This window comes from Rhizobium laguerreae (assembly GCF_019778565.1).
GTDB lineage: Bacteria > Pseudomonadota > Alphaproteobacteria > Rhizobiales > Rhizobiaceae > Rhizobium > Rhizobium laguerreae.
Genome location: NZ_JAAXQT010000018.1, coordinates 55,817 through 74,864 on the forward strand (window position 1 = coordinate 55,817; position 19,048 = coordinate 74,864).

A 19,048-nucleotide genomic window follows, 5' to 3' on the forward strand; every position below is an offset into this window, starting at 1 on the left:
ATTGGAAAAGTTCGCCGCACTTGATGTTCGAGACCAGTGTTGTATGATAACCATGTAACCGTCCCAGTTGTCCAGATGTTTCCCGCCTAACCGGAGCAACAGAATGAATGCCTTCCCCCCCCTTCAGGAACGAGCGCTTGCAGCCCTTTGCGCCGCAATGCCGGCGGACCTGATCCTAACGGAAGGCGAGGCGCTGGAGCGCTATAGCCGCGACTGGTCAGGAGAGCATTACGGCCGTCCACTGGCAGTCGCGAGACCGCGTTCGACCGACGAGCTCAGCCTGTTGATGGCATTTTGCCATGAGCAGAAGATCCATGTCGTTCCGCAGGGCGGCCTCACCGGTCTCGTCGGCGCAGCGGTGCCGAGTTACCCGGTCGGCGAGCTTGTGGTCTCGCTCGAGCGGATGAACAGGGTGCGCTCCGTCAACCCGATCGATTTCGCCATGGTCGTCGAGGCCGGCTGTATTCTCGAAGATGCCAAGCGCCATGCGGATGCGGCCGACTGTATCCTGCCGATCACTTTCGGCGCGCAGGGTACCTGCAGGATCGGCGGCAACGTCTCGACCAATGCCGGAGGTTTCAACGTACTGCGCTACGGCATGACGCGCGATCTGGTGCTCGGCCTAGAGGTCGTGCTTGCCGATGGCCGTATCTGGAACGGCCTGCGCACCCTTCGCAAGGACAATCGCGGCTACGATCTGAAACAGCTTTTCATCGGCAGCGAAGGCACGCTCGGCATCGTCACCGCCGTTGCACTCAAGGTGTTTCCGAAGCCCGAGCAAGTGGAAACGGCGCTGGTCGGGCTCGCCTCGGTGGACGACGCCATGCAGCTCTATGCGCGGGCGCGGCGCCAATGCAGCGATCTGCTGACGGCATTCGAGCTCATCCTACGGGGCGGCATCGAGATCGCTATTAATGCCCGCGACGATCTTCCAGACCCGCTGAGCAAAGCCTATCCCGTCTATGTACTAATCGAAGCTTCGGCAGCCGGACGCGTCGATCTTCGCGCCTTGCTCGAAGGGTTTCTCGGTGATGCTTCTGATCTGGTTCTAGATGGCGTGATTGCCAGCAGCAAGGCGCAGGGCGACCGGCTCTGGTTGCTGCGCGAGATGATGGTCGAGGCCCAGGGCCGCGGTGGGCGATATCTCAGGACCGATGTCTCGGTCTCGATATCGAGCCTCGCCGCCTTCGTGAGCGACACGCTCGAGGCCCTGTCGCAGACGCACCCCGAAGCGATCGCTGTCACCTATGGCCATGTCGGCGACGGCAATATTCATCTGAACATCGTCCCGCCGGACGGCATGCCGGCCGACCAGTTCGACGGTCTGTTTCATGCCACGGAAGAGGTGATCTTCGACGTCGTCGACAAACATGGCGGCTCGATCAGCGCCGAACATGGGATCGGCCGGGTCAAGCAGGAGGCGTTTCTGAAACGTGCCGACCCATTGACGCTGGAGCTCTCGCGACGGATCAAGGATGCATTCGACCCGAAGCACCTGTTAAGCGCGGGGCGTATACTGGCAAGTGCAGATGGCATGGCAGAGGGGTAGGGAATGACGCTGAAACTCGACAAGGTCAATCGGAGCCCGCATCTGTCCACGCTGGTCGCAAGCTCGATCTCGCGTGAAATTGCGCAGGGACGCTTGAGGCCGGGCGACCAACTTCCGACCGAGCAGCAGCTGGCGCAGACATTCGGCGTCAGCCGCAACGTAGTGCGCGAGGCGATTGCGCGGTTGCGTTCCGAGGGCCGGATCTGGTCGCAGCAGGGTCGCGGCGCCTTCGTCGCCGACCAGCCGAATGCCACAACGCTGACGATCGACTACGAAGCCTTGCAGCAGGCTGCGGCTTTCCAGTCGCTGTTCGAGCTGCGCGGCATCCTTGAAGTCGAGGCGGCAGCACTTGCCGCCAAGCGCCGGACGGGCGACGACCTGATGACGATGAAGGATGCGCTGGTGACGATGGGTGACGCGCCATACGGCAGCGTCATGTGGCTAAAGGCCGATCTCGAATTCCATAAGACTATCGCCGCCGCGACCGGCAATCTCTACATGGTCCAGTTTCTGACCTTCGTTTCCGAGCGGGTGCGCGAAAGCATCCTGGCGTCAGGCAACCAGCAGCGCTCCGAGGATCTTGCTGCCGTGACGCTCGGCGAACATCAACGCATTCTCGACGCCATCGAAGCGGGCGATGGCGACAAAGCCCGCGATGCCATGCGAGCGCACCTCCATGGTGCCGCAAACCGCGTCGGGCTGGCCGGAGAACAATCCGAATAATCTGTTGAGGATCTCACATGACTGGAAGACTTGAGGGAAAATCCGCTGTCGTGACGGCAGCCGGACAGGGGATGGGGCGCGCCACCGTGCTGGCCTTTCTGCGTGAAGGTGCCCGCGTCTGCGCAACCGATATCGATGCTGCAAAGCTCGATACGCTGCGCGATCAGGCTGGCGTCACCACACGCAAGCTCGACGTGCTGAACCCGGCAGAGATCAGCGCATTTGCCAAAGACATCGATGCGCCGGATATCCTCTTCAACTGCGCTGGCTTCGTCCACCACGGTTCGATCCTCGAATGCGACGAGGACGCCTTCGACTTCTCCGTCAATCTGAACATCCGCGCCATGTATCGGATGATCCGCGCCTTGTTGCCGGGCATGATCGCCCGCGGCGGCGGCTCGATCGTCAACATGGCGTCGGTCGCCTCCACGGTTATCGCCGCACCCAACCGCTTCATCTACGGCACGACGAAGGCAGCGGTGATCGGGCTGACGAAATCGGTGGCGCTCGATTATGTCGGGCAGGGTATTCGCGCCAATGCCATCTGCCCCGGTACGGTCGAAAGCCCTTCGTTGCAGGATCGCATGCGCGCGTTCGGGGACTATGACCAGGCGCGGGCCGGTTTTATCGCCCGACAGCCGATGGGGCGCCTTGGGACGGCCGAGGAGGTCGCCGAGCTGGCGGTCTATCTTGCCAGCAAGGAATCAGCCTTCATGACCGGCAACGCCATCGTCATCGACGGTGGCTGGGCGAACGCTTGAAGACAAACCTCACAATCGGACAATCGATATGAAGCTTCTGAGATACGGCCAGCGCGGCGCCGAAAAGCCCGGCATCCTCGACAAGAGCGGCAAGGTGAGAGACCTGAGCGGTCAGGTGGACGACATTGCCGGTGAGAGCCTGACGGCCGCCGGCCTGGCAAAAATCGCCGCGATCGATGTCGGGAGCCTGCCCGTCGTTGCAGAACCCGGCCGTCTCGGTCCCTGCGTTTCGCGCACCGGCAAGTTCATCTGCGTCGGCCTGAACTATGCCGACCACGCCGCCGAGACCGGTGCGGCCATTCCCGAAGAACCGATCCTGTTCATGAAGGCCACCAGCGCTATCACCGGCCCCAACGACAACGTCATTATCCCGCGCAAGTCAAAGAAGACCGACTGGGAAGTCGAGCTCGGCATCGTCATCGGCGACGAAGCCCGTTACGTCACAGAAGCCGACGCAATGAAACATGTTGCCGGCTATTGCCTGATCAACGACGTTTCGGAGCGGGAATTCCAGGCCGAGCGCGGCGGACAGTGGACCAAGGGCAAGTCGGCCGACAGCTTCGGCCCGATCGGCCCCTGGATGGTGACGCGCGACGAGGTCGCCGATCCCCAGGACCTGAAGATGTGGCTCTCCGTCGACGGGACGATGCGCCAGAACGGCTCGACGAAGACGATGATCTTCGGTGTCTCCTTTCTCGTTCACTACATCTCGCAGTTCATGAGCCTGCAGCCGGGCGATATCATCTCGACAGGCACGCCGCCGGGCGTAGGCCTCGGCATGAAGCCGCCGCTGTTCCTGAAGGCCGGGCAGACGATCAAGCTTGGTATCGAGGGTCTCGGAGAACAGACGCAGCTGACTGTTGACGCTGCCTGAGGAAATACAGGGAGCCGCCCCGGCGGCTCCCTGATCAGCGATAGTTCTTGAGCTTTATTATCCGCAGCGCCGCGCAGGCTGCGCCATAGCCGTTGTCGATATTGGTGACGAGCAGGCCAGGGGCGCAGCTTGCAAGCATGGCGTTGAGCGCGGTGCGGCCTTGTTCGGCCGCGCCATAGCCGACAGAGGTCGGCACGCAAATCAGGCTGCCGCCGTAAAGACCGCCCAGGACGCTTGCGAGCGCTGCGTCCATGCCGGCGACCGCAATGACAATAGGAAAGCGACGGATTTCCTCGATGCGGTCCATCAGTCTCCAGAGGCCGGCGACACCGACATCGATGATAACTGACGCTTCGACGCCTGCGTGCCGAAGTGTACGCTCTGCTTCCCGGGCGGGCGGTGCATCCGACGTCCCTGCGGCAACGATCGCGATGTCCCCGGTAGACGATACCGGCGGAACCTCTCCGAAGAATGCGCATTGCGACAGGGGACACCACTCTATGGCGGCTTTCAGCTCGGCCGGAAGTGCTTCGAATTTTTCGCTATCGAGACGAGTCAGAAGCAGACCGGCCTTTCGTTGGCTCGCGCTTTGAAGGATCGTCGCAATCTGCTGCGGCGTCTTGCCGGCGCAGAAGACAGCCTCGCTGAGGCCGATGCGGTCGGCTCGGGCGAAATCAAAGACCACATCGCCACTCATGGCCGGACTCCGACAAACGCGCTGCCATTGCGATAGGGCTCGAAGGTCACTGGGCAGTTCTTGTAGGCGCCGGGCAGCATGCCACGAAGGTCCCTGCCGACATCAGTCATGCCCCTTGCCCTTGCCAGCGCTTCGCGATCAAGCTCGATCGCGACACCACTGCGCCGCACGCGGCAGCGCACGGTCTGCGGCTTGAGGGTCTCGGTCAGAAACGTCTCGATCCGGTGTACGGCCGCCAGCATTTCCGGCTGGATGGCAATCGAGGTTTCGATGCGGCTGGACAGGCATGGGGAGGCGGAGATTTCCGAGAGCGCGCCGAGACCTGCATCGCGCGCCAGCTGGCGCACGCCCTGTTTCCCGATGCCGGCCTCGACGAAGGGATGGCGGACGGCGAAGTTCTTCGCGGCTTCAAGACCCGGACGGTACTCGCCGAGATCGTCGAGATTGGTCCCTGAAAGCACCTGACGGCTGGAGCGGGCGGCAATCGCGCCGTAGAGATTGCCCTTGCAGAAGAAGCAGCGATTGACGGGGTTTCTGAGATAATCCGGATCGGAAAATTCACCGGCATCGATGATCGTCAGGTCAAAGCCTTCGCTTCGTGCCAGCATCGCGACGCGCTCGGTGGCTTCCCTGGGCACCGCCGCCGATATTGCATGCATGATCTCGACGCACGCTGGTCCGAGGAGCCGCGTCGCAATAACCGCCAGCGTCAGCGAGTCGACACCCCCACTAACGGCGATCGAGACGTCGCCGAGCGAGGCGAGACATTCCTCCAGAGCCTTTCTCACAACAGGTCTCCTCTCTTCTGTTTCAACAGGCCTTCGAGAAGTCTCCTCAGGCTGCGGCGTGCCGCGGCACCCGGGGTCGATGTCAGGCTGTCGGCTTCGAGCTTGGCGGTGCGACCCGAGGGGCGGTCGACGAGCTTGAAGGCGTAGATCTTTCCCGCGTGTTCGACTGTTTCCTGCTCGCGGCTCAGCGTCATCCGCTCCGCGGTCATGGCACGGACGCCGATCGTTGTCGTTTCGTCGAGCATTGCGGCGGCGACATCCCTGCCTTTCGATGGGTCGGCAAGCACCTGGAGATGCGTCATCATCCGGCCCTTCTTGCCGAAGACGGGCATCTGCACGACGTCGCGCACATCCGGGCGGTCGCGCAGCCGGTCCACCGCCTGGGCGATGTCTTCGCCGGTCTGATCGTCGATCTCGCATTCGAGCACGGCAACAGCATCGTTGAAAGCGGATACTTCTTCACGACGTTCGAAGGCCAGCAGGCGCAGGCAATTGCTGATGCCGGGCAGGCGCCTGCTGCCGAAGCCATGGCTTGACGCTTTCAGCACCCGCCGGCCCGGCAACGCCGTGCCCTTGCAAAGATAGGCGAGAATGGCAGCGCCCGTCGGGGTGATGCGCTCGCCGCCGATTCCATCGTCGATGACATCGAAATCCTTCAGCAGATGCACTGTCGCCGGAGCCGGAACGGGCAACAGCCCATGGGCGGTCTTCACCCGGCCGCTTCCAAGGGGAACGGGACCAGCGCTCCAATGCGCGGCGCCAAGCTGCGCTATCAGCCAGGCGGCGGAGACGATATCGGCGATCGAATCCCATGCTCCGACCTCGTGAAAGGTAACGTCTTCGGGCGTCGTGCCGTGGACCCTCGCTTCCGCTTCCGCCAGCTTTTCGAAGATGCCGGTCGCATGGCGGATGGTGTCACCGTCGAGCGCGGAACGGCTCAGCGCACTGCGGATGTCCTCCCAGGCAACGTGGCGGTGACGGTCCGCATGACCGTGATCATGCTCCGCATGGGTACGATGAACGTGGTGGTGAGGGTCATGATGATGGTCATGCGGGTCATCCGCGCCGAGCAGGGCATGATGCACCGTGAAACGGCTGCCGGTCAGCACGCCGTCGTGATGCGGCAGGAGTTTGCACTCGACATGTTCGATCAGCGGGCAGAGTTTCAGCGCCGCCTGCAAGCCGGCACTCAGCTCCGGCCTGAGATCGAGCACAGCTGCAACGAACATGTCGCCTGCAACGCCGCCAACGGGATCGAGATGAAGTTCCAGCACGTCATCCATCCTATTTCTTGTTCGCCGTTTCGGTCAGCGAAACACCGTTTGCGGTCGCGATGACATCCGAAAGGGCGGGTACGAAGGATTGGCCGTGGCCAGCGGCGACCGCCGTCGCAAAGCTGTTGCGCACGGCCGCGCCGACCGGGTTGACCGCCTGGAGGGCTTGGGCCAGCGATGCCAGATAGGACATATCCTTCAGCGCGTTGGCCATGGCAAAACGCTGGGCGTTCTCATTGCGGTTCAGCACGAATTCGAAGAAAGCCTGGTAGAAACCGCAGTCCATGCGGCTGCCGCGCAGCACGCTGTCGAAGACTTGGGGCGTCAGGCCTGCCTTGGCGGCGATCATCAATGCCTCCGAGTAGATCGCCGAGTAACCCATCGACACGAAATTGTTGAGCAGCTTCATCGTATGGCCGGTTCCGGCAGGGCCGGTCTCGATGATGCGGGCGGCGAAAGCTTCGAGGATCGGCCGGGCACGCGCAATACCATCGGGAGATCCGCCCGCCATCACGTCCAGCTTGCCTTCGGCCGCTTCCTTCGGCGTACGGGCCAGCGGCGCATCGACGAGCGTGATGCCCTGTTGTGAAAGTTCGGCGGCAAGCTTGATCGTTATGGCAGGGTTGGACGTCGAGCAATCTATGAGCAGCAGCGGTTTGCGAGCAGCGAGCAAACCTTCGGTGCCAGAAATGAGCTGCTGCACCTCTTCGGATCCGGTCACGCAGAGGATCACCGTGTCGGATGCCAGTGCCACTGCCTTCGGCGTTGATGCTTCGGTGGCGCCGAGCTCCCTCAGCCGGTCGACCGCTTCGCGCCTGCGGTGCGCCATAGCCGTCAGGGGCCAGCCCTTGCTCAGAAGATTAGCTGCCATGCCGGAGCCCATTGCGCCGATACCGATGAATCCGATTTTCTCTTTCATGCTTTCCTCCCGGTTGCTTTCGACGCCGCTGCGCGCGGCTTTGCTTTTTCTACTGGTATGGGGTAGCAACGGCACTATTGGCAGGCCGCCGCCGGACGGCGAGATTGGACTTCGAGACCGAATGAAGGACAGGGATAAGGCCATTTTCAACATGATCCCGCAGACGTCCAGCCTGCGCAGCGGACTTGCCGAGAGTCTGATCGCGCATATCGAGTCCGGCGATCTGAAGCCCGGCCAACGCTTGCCCACCGAACAGGAGATCATGGAAGCAACCGGCGTCAGTCGGACGATCGTTCGCGAAGCGCTCGCGACTCTGCGCGCCCAGGGCCTGATCACCACGCGCCAAGGCCTCGGCGCGTTTGTTTCGAGCAATTCGGTTCCGCGCTCCTTTTCCATCATTCCGAACGATCTTGAATCGATCGACGAAGTGCTGCGGGTTCTCGAATTGCGGCTCGGTGTAGAATACGAGGCCGCCGGGCTTGCAGCACGGCGCCGGACGCCGGAGGACATTGTCCGCATGCAGGATCGGCTTGACGCCCTCGACCAAGCAATCGCAGCAGGCGGCTATGGGGCGGACGAAGACTTTGCCTTCCATCGTTCCATTCTGGTCGCCACGCAAAATTCCTATTACGGACGGCTGTTCGACACGTTCGGTACGACGATGGTACCGCGTCAGTGGGCGCATCTCGATCAGATGACGGCGGCCGAACGTCAGAAACATGGCGAGCGAATGCGCAAGGAACATTACGCGATTTTTGTCGCGATCCGCGACGGCAACGAAGCCGCCGCCCGCAAGGCGCTGCGCAATCACCTGTCGAGGAGCACCGCGCGCTTTGAGAAGCTGCGCGACGCCAACCTTAAACGCTAGTCGCTTATGCGGCGTATCGCGGTACGACATACGGCCCCTCCGGGATGACGGCGACATCCGGGTCTCCGCTTGCCGTGATGCTCCGAGCAATGGCATGTTGCAGGTTGTCGATCATGCCGACGCCGGTCAGCCTGCGGTCTTCGCCGGCAAGGCCCGTCGTATAGAGTTCGACGCTGCCAAGCCGCATCGGCTTTAACTGCATCTCCGTTTGCCATTCGTCGATCTCGGCGAGGCTCTTTGCCGTCAGGGTCGCCAGGAAACGCTCGGGGCCGAGTTCGACCAGCCGCGCCTGTGCCTCGCGGAATTCCGGTGAACCGAAACCTTCCGAGCATTCCGAGGCAATGATCAGCGTGCCACCGGGTTTCAGGATATCGAGCGGTGTCACCATGCCCTTGATCGTCTGGTAATAGGTCTTGTCGAGCGGATAACCGGCCGAAGAGGTGACGACTGTGGAGAATTTCCGGCTGAGCGGGATCTGCGTCGCGCTGCTGACGAAATCGACGGCCGCCTGATGGCTGGCGATGATCTCGCCGAAGGTGACGCAGACGAGGTCGCGGTTCTCGTCGAGCACGGTGTTCAGCGCATAGACCTCACCGAGCATCCGAACGATTTCCAGTTGCTCCTCGTGCAGCGGATTGCCGATGAGGTTGCACTGGACCGCCAGCGGATCTTCCATGAAGCGCGCCGAGTGAAAAGTCCGGATTGTCTCGTGATGGGCAACACCGGGAGCAATGACTTTTCGTCCGCCCGACCAGCCCGCCATGAAATGCGGCTCGACAAGGCCAGTTGCAATACGCAGATCGGCTTCGGCAAACAGCCGGTCGAGCTTGACGGGCGTGTGGCGCGTCCTGGTAAAGCCGAAATCGACATGGGCCGCCTCGTCACGGGCATAGTGGTTTTCCACACGGACATTTGCCAGAACCCAGGGATCGCCAACGAGCTCCGCCAGTTCGTCGCCGAGATTTGGCCGGTGCAGGCCGGTGGCGACGAGCACCGAAATCTTCTCTTGCGGGATGCCGGATGAGATCATCGTCTCGATCATCGGACGCAGGAACAGACCGTTCGGCACCGGCCGGGTGATGTCGCAGATCAGGATGCAGGCGCTTTCGCGGTTCTTCGCGAGGTCGGCCAGAGGTTTCGATGCAACGGGATTGTGCAGCGCCTCGATTATCGCTTCCTTGCTGTCGGCAAGCTTCGGAAGCTGCTGCTTACGGATCACGGTCGGCCGCGCGCCGGGTGGAAGCGTGATGTCGAGATGGCCGCGGCCGTAGGAAAGAGCGATCGTGTCCATCGTCATACCTTTTGCGCCACGCCGCCAAGATACAGCTCGCGCATCAGCGACATGTCCTTGAGATCCGAGATCGGCCCGGAGGTGGCGATACGGCCGTTCTGCATCAGATAGCCGCGGGTGGCGACGGACAGAGCCAGACCGGCATTCTGCTCGACGAGCAGAACCGACGCGTTGAAGGTCTTGCCGATATCGAGAATAATTGCCTGGATTTCCTTGACGAGCAGCGGCGAAAGCCCGAGCGATGGTTCATCAAGGAGCAACACGCGCGGCCTCGCCATCAGGCCGCGGGCGATTGCCAGCATCTGCTGCTGTCCGCCGCTCAGAGATCCGCCCTTCTGCTGGCGCTTGGCTGCGAGGATCGGAAAAAAGCGTTCCATCGTCTTCACGTCGGCTTCGACGGATTCGGTGTCGCGCCGCGCGTAGGCGCCGAGACGAAGGTTTTCCTCGACGGTCATATCGCCGAAGATCCGCCGTCCCTCAGGCACGAGGACAACGCCACGCTTGGCCATGATATCAGGCGTGCGGCCAGTCAGATTTTCGCCGGCGAAAGTGATTGTCCCCGTGCGCGGTTTGACTAGCCCGACGATGGTGCGCAGCAATGTCGATTTGCCGGCGCCGTTCGGCCCGAGGATGGTGATCACCTCGTTTTCGCCAAGAGCCATGGAGACGTCGCGATTGACGACGGTTGCGCCATATCCTGTTGTCACATTGGAAATGTCGAGCAGATTCACAGCGCACCTCCAAGGTAGACTTCGAGCACCTTCGGATTGGAGAGAACGTCCTGTGTCGGACCATCGGCGATTTTCGAGCCGAAGTCGAGGACGACGAGGCGCTTGCAGAGCATCTGCATCAGCTTCATGTCGTGATCGATGACGCAGACGCTGATGCCGTGGTCGGGAAACTGCTTGACCAGACCGACCAGCGTTGCGGTTTCCCTGTCATTCAGGCCTGCAGCCGGTTCGTCGAGCAGGATCAGCGATGGCCGCGTCGCCAGGGCAAGCGCGATGCCGAGAAGACGAAGATTGCCGAAGGGCAGAACGCCCGCCCGTTCGCTCGCCAGTGCGGTGAGGCCGACGAAGTCGAGCAGCGCCGCCGGTGTCGTCCACGGATAAGGGCGGCTCGTGTTGTGCGCATGCTCGCAGGCAATCTGGACGTTTTCCCAGACCGAAAGGCCGGGAAAGGCCATTGCCTGCTGGAAAGTGTAGCCGATGCCGGCGCCCGATACTTCATGGGCGGCGAGACTGGTAATGTCGCGCCCGCGCCAGCGCACGTGGCCCTCTGTCGGCCTGTAGACGCCGGTGATCACGTTGAAGAGCGTGGTCTTGCCGGAGCCATTTGGACCGACGATGCCGAGGATTTCCCCCTCTTCGATTGAAAGATCCACACCGGAAAGCGCCGCTACGCCGCCGAAAAGTTTCTTCAGTCCGCTGATTTCGAGAATGGCATTCATCGGCTTGCCTCCGAAGCATGCTCGGCACTTGCTGCCTGACGCGACGCCTGGCTTCGTGCGGAGCCGCGAACGAGCCTGTTCCAGCCGTCAGCCAGACCGGCTATCAGGCCGTTCGGCAGCAGCAGGATGACGGCGATCAGGCAAACACCGTAGAGAATGCGGGATTCGACGGGATCCAGATTGAGGACCTCAGGCAGGAAGGAGACGAGAATGCCGCCGGCGATCGGCCCAAGCAGCAGACGCGCCCCGCCAATCATCACCATCAGGGCGAGGTAGATGCTCGGGTAAGAGCCGAATTGGGTCGGCGAGATATGCCGTAGGAAATAGGCAAGCAGCACGCCGGACACGCCGGCAAAGACGCCGCTAACGATGAAGGCGCCGATCTTGTGGCGACCGACATTGATGCCGAGCGAAGCGGCGAGCTTCTCGTTTTCGCGGATGGCGCGCAGCGTCCGGCCGTAGGGGGAATTGATGATCCCCCAGCTGGCGATGGCGCTCAGCGTTACGAATGCCAGGACAACGAAGTAATAGGCGGTCAGGTCATCGGCGCGCATGCCGAAGAAGCTCACCGGAAGCTGCAGGTCGAGGCCGGTCGCCGCACCGGTGAAGTCTCCCCCATTGGTCAGCACGATAGTCAGCAACTGACCGAAGGCGAAGGTCATGATGACGAAGTGGTGGCCGCTGACGCGTAGCGACGGCACGCCGATGATCGCCGCGAAAGCTGCCGCGGCAATGCCGCCGAGCGGCAGCGCCACCCAAAAACCGATGCCTGTGTCGCGGGCAAGCAATGCTGCTGCATAGGCGCCGACGCCGACGAGTGCAGCGTGGCCCATAGAGAGGATGCCGGTCTGGCCGAAAAGCACCGAAAGGCCGTAGAGGGCTACGATGTTGATGCCCGCCGAGATGGCCAGTGACAGCATGCGGTTGCTGGCGCCGAGAGCCGGGACGAAGGCAAGGATCGCAAGCACCACAAGGGCCGGGAGGAGCGAGCGGAGCGACGAAAGTGAGGTGTTCATAGCATGTGCCTTTCGCGCGTCAGGCCATTTTCGGCCCGCTCGTGCCGCCGAACAGACCATTCGGGCGAAAGAGCAGAACCAGGATCATCAGGGCGAAGGAATAGGCGTCGGTCCACGCGGAGAAGCCGTAGCCGGCGCTGAAGCCTTCGACGATGCCGAGAATGAGGCCGGCAACGACCGCACCCGTCAGGTTACCGAGACCGCCGATCAGCGCCACGGCAAACCCCTTCATGACCATCGTTCCACCCGTGAACGGCGTGATCGGAAACAGCGCGATGAGCAGGGCGCCGCCGAGACCGGCAAGGGCGCTGCCGAGAACGAAAACACCGGTGATATAGCGGCGAACGGGAATGCCCATCAGCGCTGCGGTATCGCGATCGTCGACCGCAGCACGAAGCGCCCGGCCGTAGCGGCTGTGGGTTACCATTGCGATGGTCAGCGCAACGACGGCGATGGTGACCAGAATGACCATGACCCGCACCGAGGCGATACGCACGCCGCCAATGTCCCAGATCCCGGTCAGCGGGCGTGGAATGCTCTTCTGGTTCGGATCGTAGAAGAAGATAACGATGTGCTGCAGCACGACGATCAGGCCGAGAGAGACGATGAAGCCGTTGGTTGGGCGCGTCAGCGTGAAGCGAAATAGCCCGCGCTCGAGCACGAAGCCCATGACGCCGACGGCCATAACCGCAAGCATGAGTGCCACGAAGAAGCCGAGGCCGGCCTGGACGGCAAGCCATGTGACGATGCTGCCGACCATCAGAAACTCGCCGTGCGCGAAGTTGATGATGCCGGTCAGACCAAAAATTAAAGTCACTCCGACGGCGATCAGCGTGATGACGCTGGCGATCGACAGACCGTTGAGGATTTGCTGAATGAGAATGTCCACAGCTCTATCCCGCTGTTGCAGGGACCACACGAGGCGGCCCGCCTGTTTTCGATGACGAAAGCCCCGCCGGCGCAGGGGCCGGCGGGAAGCATGCATCGGAAGTTTATTCCGCGGGGGCTTCCGCCGGTGGCTGCTGCATCGCGCAGGAGATGTCGCCGCCGGGTGCTGCGGCGCAGACTTCGGTCGCGTGTGTCACTTGGTGGCTCTTGTTGAAGGAGAGATCGTCGGAGACCACGCCCTTATGGTGTAGCGATTCGAGTGCTGCGACGGTCTTGTCCGGATCAAGCGAACCGGCCTTCGTCCAGGCTTCGGCGAGCATGTGGACATAGTCGTAGTAGAGCAGCGAGACAGAGGACGTTACGCCCTTCGGCGCGCCGGCTGCGAAGTAGTTCTTGAAATAGGTTTTCGCATTGGCGTTGGAGGACTCTCCCCAACAGATCGGAACGCAGCTCATGGCAACCGGAACGTCGGCGGTGAGGTTGCGCTCCTTCCAGATGCCCGGGTCGACGCCGAACAGAAAATAGCTCGGCGCGACGCCGAGTTCGAGCGCCTGCGGCAGAGCCGTCAGCGTTGAGTCACCATTGTACCAGAAGTGCACGACGTCAGGATTGAGGCTCTTGGCACGGGTGAGGAAGGGCGAGAAGTCGGTCGTGTCAGGCGGATAGGAGATGACCTCAGGCACTTCCTGGCCTTCGGCCTTCAGCGCCTTGACGTAGTAGGAGGTCAGGAACTGGCCGGTCGCGTCGTTGCCGACGATGACGATGGACTTCTTCAGCGGATGGCCGACAAGCGGCGTCAGCAGGCTGAGAACGCCGCGAGCAGTCGAGCCGGAGCGCTGGAATTCCTGCGGCTCGGACTGGAAGAGGTAATGATCTTCGGCGCCGGGAGCGATCGATTGTGGGTTCAGGATTTTTGCCAATGTACTGTTCCCGGCAAACTGGATCACCTTGGCAGGCTGGGTGATCTTTGTCATGGCAAGGGTGAAGTCGTGGGTTTCCGAACCGAAGATCGCCGAAACCTTTTCGTCGCGAACCAATTCCTGGGTCGCGGCAATTGCCGTCGATATGTCGGTGCGATCGTCGCGTTTTACCATCTCGACCTTGTAGGTCTTGTCACCAACCTTCACGCCTCCCGCGTCATTGATTTCCTTGACCGCGAGGCCGACGCCAGCCGGCAAGGTATGACCGGCCGAGACGAAGGCGCCGGATTCGGCGGCCACGACACCGATCTTGATGGTGTCTTCGGCCGATGCCATTTGCACAGACGCGCCGAGGCCCAGCGCTAGAGAAATGCCTCCGAAAACAAGCGATCGCACGATCTCATCCTCCCAATCAGATTTTTGCGTACTTACCGGGTTGTCGTACAACCCTGTTTTCTGTTAATTGGGTTGACGGATAATGTCAAGCAAGTCTAACGAGGGTGAACCGGGCCGTCCCGTCACCGTAGAGGGAGTGAGAAATGCGCATCAAGGAGTTCGGCCGGACGGGCCGGAAGGTCAGCGAAATCGGTTTTGGCGCCTGGGCGATCGGCGCGGCCTGGGGTGAGGTCAACGACGAGGAGGCGCTTGCCGCGTTGCACGCAGCGCTCGACACCGGCGTAACGTTCATCGATACGGCCGATGTCTATGGTGACGGCCATTCCGAACAATTGATCGCCAAGGTCGTGAAGCAACGCCGTGGCGAAAGGCCCTTCATCGCCACCAAGGCAGGCCGACGTCTGCCCGAGCAGTCCGTGGAGGGTTACACCGCCGAGAACCTGAACAACTGGATCGACCGGAGCTTGAAGAACCTCGAAACAGACTGCCTTGATCTCCTGCAGCTGCATTGCCCGCCAACGGATCTTTACTACCGTCCGGAAGTTTTCGGACAGCTCGATCGTCTGGTGGAGCAAGGCAAGATCCGCAACTACGGCGTCAGCGTCGAGCGGGTCGAGGAGGCGCTGAAGGCGATCGAATACCCTGGCGTCGCCAGCATCCAGATCATCTTCAATGCCTTCCGTCAGCGCCCGATCGAACACTTCTTCAAGCAAGCCAGCGAAAAACAGGTCGCTGTCATCGCCCGTGTCCCGCTGGCAAGCGGACTGCTCTCGGGCAAATTCAAGAAGGACACCAAGTTCGAGGCTAATGACCACCGCTTGTTCAATCGCAACGGCGAAGCATTCGACGTCGGCGAAACCTTTTCGGGCGTTCCCTATGAAATCGGTCTCGACGCGGTGGAGAGGATTCGGCCGTTGGTTTCGGGCGACACCACCATGGCAAAATTCGCGCTCCGCTGGATCCTGATGTTCGACGCGGTGACCGTCGCCATTCCCGGCGCGCGCAATCCGGCACAGGCAAGTTCGAATGCCGAGGCTGCCGCTCTCCCAGCGATCCCGGGTGACGCGATGCAAGAGATCAAGGCGATCTACGACACCTACATCAAACAATACGTACATCAGCGCTGGTAGGGAGATTTATACATGACAAGCCCGATCATCGATTCCCATCATCACTTCTGGGATCCGTCCAGCGGTGGCGACTATGGCTGGTTGAGCGGACCCTTCGCGCCGATCAACAGGGTATTCGAGCCCAATGACCTGCAGCCGGCCCTGCAGAAGAATGGCGTCTCGGGGACCGTTCTGGTTCAGACGTGGAACGACCTTGGCGAGACCTTGGATTTCATCAGGACGGCAGAGGCGACGGATTTCGTCGCCGGTGTGGTCGGCTGGGTGGATCTGACCGATCCGCAGCTCGGTCAGACGCTCGCAGATCTGAAGGGATCGCCGCAAGGCAAATGGCTGGTTGGTGTCCGGCATCTGATCCAGACGGAAAGCGATCCGAACTGGCTGCTGCGCGATGATGTCAAAAAGGGCCTGAAAGCAGTCGAAGCGGCCGGGCTTGTCTATGACCTTGTACCGAACCTGCCGCAGCTGCCTTCCTGCATCGCGACCGTCGAGGCGTTCCCCGAAACGCGCTTTGTCCTCGATCACATCTCGAAGCCAGAGATCCGCAATCGCGGCTTCGACGAGTGGGCGGCGCTGATCCGTAAGGTCAAAGGTCAGCGCCATCACGTCTGGTGCAAACTATCGGGCATGGTGACGGAAGCCAATTGGCAGACGTGGACGGCTGAGGATCTCAAGCCTTACGTTCACGAAGTGCTCGACGTATTCGGCACGGACCGCTGCATGTTCGGCACCGATTGGCCCGTTTGCCTCGTGGCCGCGAGCTATGACAGGGTGGTCGATGCGCTTCGCGAATGCCTAAGGGATCTTTCCGATGCTGAGCAGCAGCGGATTTTTGGCGTGAATGCCATCGAGGTCTATCGCCTGCCGGGATTTCAGGAGCAAAAGGCATGAGCGTCACTCTTTCCCAAGGCCGGATCGGCTTTGCCTCTCGCCTCGGCTTCGGAGCAAGCGGCATCGGTACGCTCTACCGTGACGTCAGCGAAGCCCAGGCGGCGGAGGTCCTTGCAGAGGCCTATGACGGTGGGATGCGCTATTTCGACAGCGCACCGCTCTATGGTCATGGTCTCAGCGAGCATCGTCTCGGCAGCTTTCTGCGGACGATCGACAGGAAGACCGTCACCGTGTCCACCAAGGTCGGCCGCTATTTGGTGCCACCCTACGGAGAGACGGTGAATTATGGGCTATGGGCCTCGCCTCTGCGCCTCAAGCCGGTGTTCGACTATAGCTACGCGGGAACGATGCGCTCGCTGGAACAGTCGGCAAGCCGCCTCGGCATTGCTGAATTCGATCTGATTTACATCCACGACGTCGACCGCTTCACGCATGGCGATGCCTATGAGCGGCGCTTCAACGAGGCAATCGAAGGCTGCTACCGGGCACTCGATGACCTGCGCAAGGCTGGGCACATTAAGGCGATCGGCGTTGGCGTCAACGAGGGCGATGTGGCAACGCGCTTCATCAAGGCCTGCTCCCTGGATGCCCTGATGATGGCCGGGCGCTACACACTGCTTGATCGGGGTGCCGAAGCGGATCTGCTGCCGGAGGCCAGGCGTCAGGGTGTCGAGATCGTTGTTGCCGGCGTTTTCAACTCGGGAATTCTTGCCGTCGGGCCGGGCAATTCAGGGACGACATTCGATTACGGTGCTCCGCCCGAAGATGTCGTCATCAGGGCGAAGGCAATCGAGGCGATCTGCGATCGCTACGGCGTGCCTCTGCAGGCAACGGCGATCCAGTTTCCCTTCCGCAATCCGCAAGTCTCCGCCGCCGTCATCGGCATGAGCCGCCCGGAACGGATCGCGCAGAACCTCGGCTGGGCCGAGCTGTCGATCCCGGAAGCACTCTGGGGCGAGATCGAGCAACTTTTCGAGCCAGTCCGTCGACAACTGAAACAGGAATAGCTCGTCTCCTCCGCTGTGCAGGCACTCTCAGATATGGCGGGCTTCGATGGAATCGTGCGCGGCCGACGGCTCGCCACAGGTCAGAACTTTGCCAGGAGACACTACCGCATACGCACGGTCCAGCGATCTTTCGCATCATATTCCATTTAAACAAGGAAGGCGTGAATTTTCAGGTGGTTCACCAAGTTGCGCCCTATCCAGCGGCCATGTGAACGCCCACTTCCAGAAAGGTATTTCCCAAGCTCACAGGGATGCCAAGCTCGGCAGCCAGCCATCCGATGCGCATGACGTCCGTGACCTGGCCATGAACATTGAGCAGATCGGTTCCGAAGTTCTCCATGAGGAGACGCTTTCCACTGGCATCGAGATATTCGCCGCTGTTGATCTGCGTCCAGTTTACGGCGTGACGGAGTGTCCGCAGCCCTTCGAAGTCATGGCGAAGAATAGGATCCTCTACCCATAGCAGGTCATGGCCCGCATCGTGGATCGCCGTCAATTTGACGAGCGCCTCCTTGGAATTCCAGGCTAACCTACAGTGATCAACTCTTGTGGGGCGCACAACTCTCTCCGACAACGAGCGAGGGCTGGAAGACTATGTTGCGGGCGCCGGTACCAGACCCGCGATTGATCCGGTCAACCAGCAAACGTAGTGCTTCGTTGGTCATATCGATTACCGGATGCTCCGTACGCGTCAGACGTGGGCGCAAGCCCCCGATTCCGGGAATGGTGTCCGTAGACGCAATCGAAATATCATCCGGGCATTTAAGGCCGAGATCGGCCAGCGCCCTCATCACGCCGAGAGCCATAACGCCGTTGGCGATATAGATGGCCGTAGGGGGCTCAGGCTGGGTCAGAAGCTCACGAGCGACGGAATAAGCGGTATCTTCCCGAAATTCGCCGGCGCGAACGTGGTTTGGTGTCGGGGTTAATCCGCGCACACGCATGGCTTCCAGCATGCCCTCAAGACGGCCGCGGCCTGTTGTCAGATGCAGTGGGCCGGTGATGGTCCCGATCCGCGTATGGCCAAGATCCATCAGGTAGTTTGTGACCTGCCGGGCGGCGGCGACATTGTCGATGGTGATTGTATCTGTGTTCTGCCCCTCGACGGTGCGGCCGAAAAGGACAGTCGGGATGGCTTCGCCTTCGCTGTCGCGCTGCGGCTGGGTGGAGGCGACGTCGACCGGAACCAGGATGATCCCATCGCAGGACAGGGCTCGGATCCGGGCAAGGATGCGCCGCTCGTTTTCCGGTTTCTCGTCGCTGTTGAACAGGACGAGGGAATAACCCCAAGCAGCCACTGCCGCCTCTGCCGCCCAGACAAGCCGCGCAAAGAACGGGTTCGCAAGGTCGGAAACGACCAGCGCGAGCAGTTGGCTGCGACCGCGCTTCAGACTGCGGGCGGCTTGTGAGGGTGCGTAGTTAAGTTCGCTGATCGCCGCCAGCACTCGGATGCGCAATTCCGGGCTGACATAGGCAGAGTCATTGACAACTGCCGAGACCGTTGCCGTCGACACCCGTGCCCGAGTTGCCACATCCCTAATGGTCGCCATTGCCCATCCACAGTTTAACTAGCTAATCGTTTCGCCAGAATCGATGCGACAAATCATGA

At 61.4% G+C, this 19,048-nt stretch carries 20 protein-coding genes; 8 read left to right on the top strand and 12 right to left on the bottom strand.

Features of this window, described 5'->3' with window-relative positions:
- Positions 1 to 103: 103 nt before the first annotated feature.
- From HFO71_RS34295 to HFO71_RS34310, 4 genes are read left to right on the top strand one after another with little or no spacing between them, the layout of a single operon-like run.
- Positions 104 to 1,549: an FAD-binding oxidoreductase gene (locus HFO71_RS34295; RefSeq protein ID WP_168340933.1), complete on the top strand. Its 1,446-nt coding sequence runs from the start codon at positions 104 to 106 to the stop codon at positions 1,547 to 1,549.
- A 3-nt stretch (positions 1,550 to 1,552) separates the two neighbouring features.
- A complete protein-coding gene (locus HFO71_RS34300) occupies positions 1,553 to 2,272 on the top strand; it encodes a FadR/GntR family transcriptional regulator (protein WP_168340934.1) in 720 nt (239 codons plus the stop codon).
- Positions 2,273 to 2,289: 17 nt separating this feature from the next.
- Entirely contained in the window at positions 2,290 to 3,033 is a 744-nt protein-coding gene (locus HFO71_RS34305) for an SDR family oxidoreductase (protein WP_221989050.1), read from the top strand.
- Positions 3,034 to 3,061: 28 nt separating this feature from the next.
- Entirely contained in the window at positions 3,062 to 3,907 is an 846-nt protein-coding gene (locus HFO71_RS34310; protein ID WP_168344178.1) for a fumarylacetoacetate hydrolase family protein, read from the top strand.
- 34 nt (positions 3,908 to 3,941) lie between these two features.
- Here the strand turns inward: HFO71_RS34310 and larB are convergent, their stop codons facing one another.
- The 4 genes from larB to HFO71_RS34330 are packed head-to-tail and all read right to left on the bottom strand — an operon-like array spanning position 3,942 to position 7,585.
- A complete protein-coding gene (larB, locus tag HFO71_RS34315) occupies positions 3,942 to 4,604 on the bottom strand; it encodes a nickel pincer cofactor biosynthesis protein LarB (RefSeq protein WP_168340937.1) in 663 nt (220 codons plus the stop codon).
- Entirely contained in the window at positions 4,601 to 5,392 is a 792-nt protein-coding gene (gene larE / locus HFO71_RS34320) for an ATP-dependent sacrificial sulfur transferase LarE (protein ID WP_168340938.1), read from the bottom strand. The genes larB and larE overlap by 4 nt, the downstream gene beginning before the upstream one ends.
- On the bottom strand, positions 5,389 to 6,666 hold the full coding sequence (gene larC / locus HFO71_RS34325) for a nickel pincer cofactor biosynthesis protein LarC (RefSeq protein ID WP_221989052.1): 1,278 nt from the start codon (positions 6,664 to 6,666) through the stop codon (positions 5,389 to 5,391). Before larC ends, larE begins: the two co-directional genes overlap by 4 nt.
- A 10-nt stretch (positions 6,667 to 6,676) precedes the next feature.
- On the bottom strand, positions 6,677 to 7,585 hold the full coding sequence (locus HFO71_RS34330; protein ID WP_168340939.1) for an NAD(P)-dependent oxidoreductase: 909 nt from the start codon (positions 7,583 to 7,585) through the stop codon (positions 6,677 to 6,679).
- A gap of 121 nt (positions 7,586 to 7,706) precedes the next feature.
- Between HFO71_RS34330 and HFO71_RS34335 the strand changes: the two genes are divergently transcribed.
- Positions 7,707 to 8,453: a FadR/GntR family transcriptional regulator gene (locus HFO71_RS34335; RefSeq protein ID WP_168340940.1), complete on the top strand. Its 747-nt coding sequence runs from the start codon at positions 7,707 to 7,709 to the stop codon at positions 8,451 to 8,453.
- Between the two features lie 4 nt (positions 8,454 to 8,457).
- Here HFO71_RS34335 and HFO71_RS34340 read toward each other — a convergent pair whose 3' ends face one another.
- The 6 genes from HFO71_RS34340 to HFO71_RS34365 all read right to left on the bottom strand — a co-directional run bounded on the left by HFO71_RS34340 (position 8,458) and on the right by HFO71_RS34365 (position 14,414).
- Positions 8,458 to 9,744 carry a nickel-dependent lactate racemase family protein gene (locus HFO71_RS34340; RefSeq protein WP_245007079.1) on the bottom strand — a complete coding sequence of 429 codons (1,287 nt, stop codon included), beginning with the start codon at positions 9,742 to 9,744 and terminating at the stop codon, positions 8,458 to 8,460.
- 2 nt (positions 9,745 to 9,746) lie between these two features.
- Positions 9,747 to 10,475, bottom strand: coding sequence for an ATP-binding cassette domain-containing protein (locus tag HFO71_RS34345; protein WP_221989054.1), 729 nt, complete (start codon positions 10,473 to 10,475; stop codon positions 9,747 to 9,749).
- Positions 10,472 to 11,194: an ABC transporter ATP-binding protein gene (locus HFO71_RS34350; protein WP_168340942.1), complete on the bottom strand. Its 723-nt coding sequence runs from the start codon at positions 11,192 to 11,194 to the stop codon at positions 10,472 to 10,474. Before HFO71_RS34350 ends, HFO71_RS34345 begins: the two co-directional genes overlap by 4 nt.
- Positions 11,191 to 12,210, bottom strand: a complete 1,020-nt coding sequence (locus HFO71_RS34355) for a branched-chain amino acid ABC transporter permease (RefSeq protein WP_168340943.1) — start codon at positions 12,208 to 12,210, stop codon at positions 11,191 to 11,193. Before HFO71_RS34355 ends, HFO71_RS34350 begins: the two co-directional genes overlap by 4 nt.
- A 19-nt stretch (positions 12,211 to 12,229) precedes the next feature.
- A complete protein-coding gene (locus tag HFO71_RS34360; protein ID WP_168340944.1) occupies positions 12,230 to 13,099 on the bottom strand; it encodes an ABC transporter permease subunit in 870 nt (289 codons plus the stop codon).
- Between the two features lie 103 nt (positions 13,100 to 13,202).
- Positions 13,203 to 14,414, bottom strand: a complete 1,212-nt coding sequence (locus tag HFO71_RS34365; RefSeq protein ID WP_168340945.1) for an ABC transporter substrate-binding protein — start codon at positions 14,412 to 14,414, stop codon at positions 13,203 to 13,205.
- 143 nt (positions 14,415 to 14,557) lie between these two features.
- Here HFO71_RS34365 and HFO71_RS34370 point away from each other — a divergent pair, with 143 nt between their 5' ends.
- From HFO71_RS34370 to HFO71_RS34380, 3 genes are read left to right on the top strand one after another with little or no spacing between them, the layout of a single operon-like run.
- Positions 14,558 to 15,544, top strand: a complete 987-nt coding sequence (locus HFO71_RS34370; protein ID WP_168340946.1) for an aldo/keto reductase — start codon at positions 14,558 to 14,560, stop codon at positions 15,542 to 15,544.
- 12 nt (positions 15,545 to 15,556) lie between these two features.
- Positions 15,557 to 16,432: an amidohydrolase family protein gene (locus HFO71_RS34375; RefSeq protein WP_168340947.1), complete on the top strand. Its 876-nt coding sequence runs from the start codon at positions 15,557 to 15,559 to the stop codon at positions 16,430 to 16,432.
- Positions 16,429 to 17,439: an aldo/keto reductase gene (locus HFO71_RS34380; RefSeq protein ID WP_221989055.1), complete on the top strand. Its 1,011-nt coding sequence runs from the start codon at positions 16,429 to 16,431 to the stop codon at positions 17,437 to 17,439. Before HFO71_RS34375 ends, HFO71_RS34380 begins: the two co-directional genes overlap by 4 nt.
- A gap of 193 nt (positions 17,440 to 17,632) precedes the next feature.
- Here the strand turns inward: HFO71_RS34380 and HFO71_RS34385 are convergent, their stop codons facing one another.
- Both HFO71_RS34385 and HFO71_RS34390 read right to left on the bottom strand, forming a co-directional pair.
- Positions 17,633 to 17,935, bottom strand: a complete 303-nt coding sequence (locus tag HFO71_RS34385; protein ID WP_245007080.1) for an enolase C-terminal domain-like protein — start codon at positions 17,933 to 17,935, stop codon at positions 17,633 to 17,635.
- A gap of 43 nt (positions 17,936 to 17,978) precedes the next feature.
- On the bottom strand, positions 17,979 to 18,989 hold the full coding sequence (locus tag HFO71_RS34390) for a LacI family DNA-binding transcriptional regulator (protein WP_168340949.1): 1,011 nt from the start codon (positions 18,987 to 18,989) through the stop codon (positions 17,979 to 17,981).
- Positions 18,990 to 19,048 lie beyond the last annotated feature (59 nt).